At 65.1% G+C, this 1,843-nt stretch carries 1 protein-coding gene; it reads right to left on the bottom strand.

Features of this window, described 5'->3' with window-relative positions:
* Nucleotides 1-171: 171 nt before the first annotated feature.
* Entirely contained in the window at nucleotides 172-1,533 is a 1,362-nt protein-coding gene (locus BQ8420_RS27365) for an HNH endonuclease signature motif containing protein (protein ID WP_087102683.1), read from the bottom strand.
* Nucleotides 1,534-1,843: the final 310 nt, after the last annotated feature.

The following is a 1,843-nucleotide window of genomic DNA, read 5'->3' as shown; positions in this document are numbered from 1 at the left end:
GTTCGCGGGGGTGGGCATGCCGATATCCCCACAAGGCACGGGGCCTTTGGGGTCTGACACCCACCCAGGGGTGTTTTCGAGAGGCGCGGGGGTTGGATCTGGGGGTCTGCTCCGGATTGATGGTGCGGAGCGGGGCGAGGTGTTCGCCTGGTCAAAGCTGGTGCGGTGGTGTTAGGCGGTGGCTGGTGCTGGGTCACCCTCACCGCCCTCACCGCCACCGTCCTTCTCGGTGTCTTGGCGGTTCTGGGTGTGGTGGTGTTCCCAGATCTGCTGGTTGGCCTTCACCTGCAACCGGTGCTTGAGCCGGTTGTGGGTGGAGCACAGCAGCTGCATGTTGTCCGAGCTGGTGGCCCCGCCGTGGGAGAAGGCGATGATGTGGTCGAACTGCGACCAGCTACGCGGCATGTCGCAGCCTTCGTGCCATTCGCAGTGAAACTCTTTGTACCCCGCCGCTTGGCGGACAGGGTCGGGGGCGCACCGGTGCTTCTGCCCCACGTCCAGCAGGGTTTTGCCTTCGGCGTCGGTCAGGAACCGGCGCAACCAGCTCTTGGGCGTGAGGCGGGAGATCATCTGGTCGGGGATGACCACCCCGTCCTCGGTCACCGCCGGCTCAGCCGAGGCATCTCCCAGGTAGCGCTTGAGGGGCACGGTGATGTTCAACGTGACCACCGGCTTCGGGGCCTTCGCGCACGTGCGGTGGGCCAGGGCGGTCTCGAAGATGCGCATCATCGCGTCATAGGTGCGCTGGTGCTTGGGGATGGCGGCGTTATCGGGCCCATACGGTTCGGTGTAAGCGTCCAGGGCGGCCTGGATGAGCTGGTTATCCGCACCCGGCCCCCACATGCGCAGCAGGAACCCGCCTTCGAAGGTCGGCGAGAACTGCGCGCCACGGTTGTCGAAAGTCTCGTCGTAATCCCGGTCGGCTTTGTCGGGGTCCAGTTGGGCGACGAACCATTTAGCTGCGTCCCGCAACTGCCGCACCGACGCTTTCGGGCATTCCTTCTTATAAGCGATCAGCCCGAACTCCAGGCGGGCCCGGAAACCCTCCACGTCGGGGTGCTGTGCCCGGAAGTCCTCATCGGCTGTTTCCAGGACCTTGGCCCAGTCGGTCACAGCTTTTTCGGTGGAGGTCGCGATCGCACACGCCTCACCCAACGACAGGGTGCTGTCCCCAAACGCCTCATCCACCAACGGCAACTGCTGGCGGTGCACGGCCCGGGCCAGAGTGGCGAGGTTGCCGGCCTCGGCGGGAGTGGTGCCCCACTGGTGGGTGATCCACGCCTTGATACTGCGCTGGCCGCCCTCTTCGAGCAGGTCCCCGGAGGCTTCCATCGTGGCCAGGTCACCCAACAGAAGGTAGGTGGAGCGTTCCATGTCGCGGTGCAATCCCACCGATTGTTCCAGTCGGCTTTTCGCGCAGCCGGGCGGGATGGGAGTGGTGAAGATGTCCTCGATCTGCTCGCGCACACCCGCCATCGCTTTCTCGACCGGGGTGGCCCCGGTCGAAGCGGTGTGGGTGTCGAAGAAGCGCATACTCCGATTATATGCCAATGACCAGGAGAATGGCAGCCCTACTTCCGGGTATATTGTTTTCTTTTCTCAGGGTACTGGGATGCCTATCATGGAATGGCGCCTTTTGCGGGTTATCCACAACCCCTTTTTTCGTGGCCGCTTTTCCACCGCCAGCGCTGGCTACCGCTGGGACGCGGCCCGCCCTGAGCCGCACCTGTAGCGGGCCCTTCGTTACCGGGCCCGTCACGTAGTGGCGACGCGGCCCACGACACCACCAGACGGGCGGGTAGGGATGCGGCCGGCTGCGGCCGGACCGGGCGAAGCCCGGCGG

The sequence above is a fragment of the Nocardiopsis sp. JB363 genome, from assembly GCF_900143625.1.
GTDB lineage: Bacteria > Actinomycetota > Actinomycetes > Streptosporangiales > Streptosporangiaceae > Nocardiopsis.
Note: the sequence above shows the minus strand (reverse complement) of the source record. Positions and strands in the feature narration are given on the sequence as shown.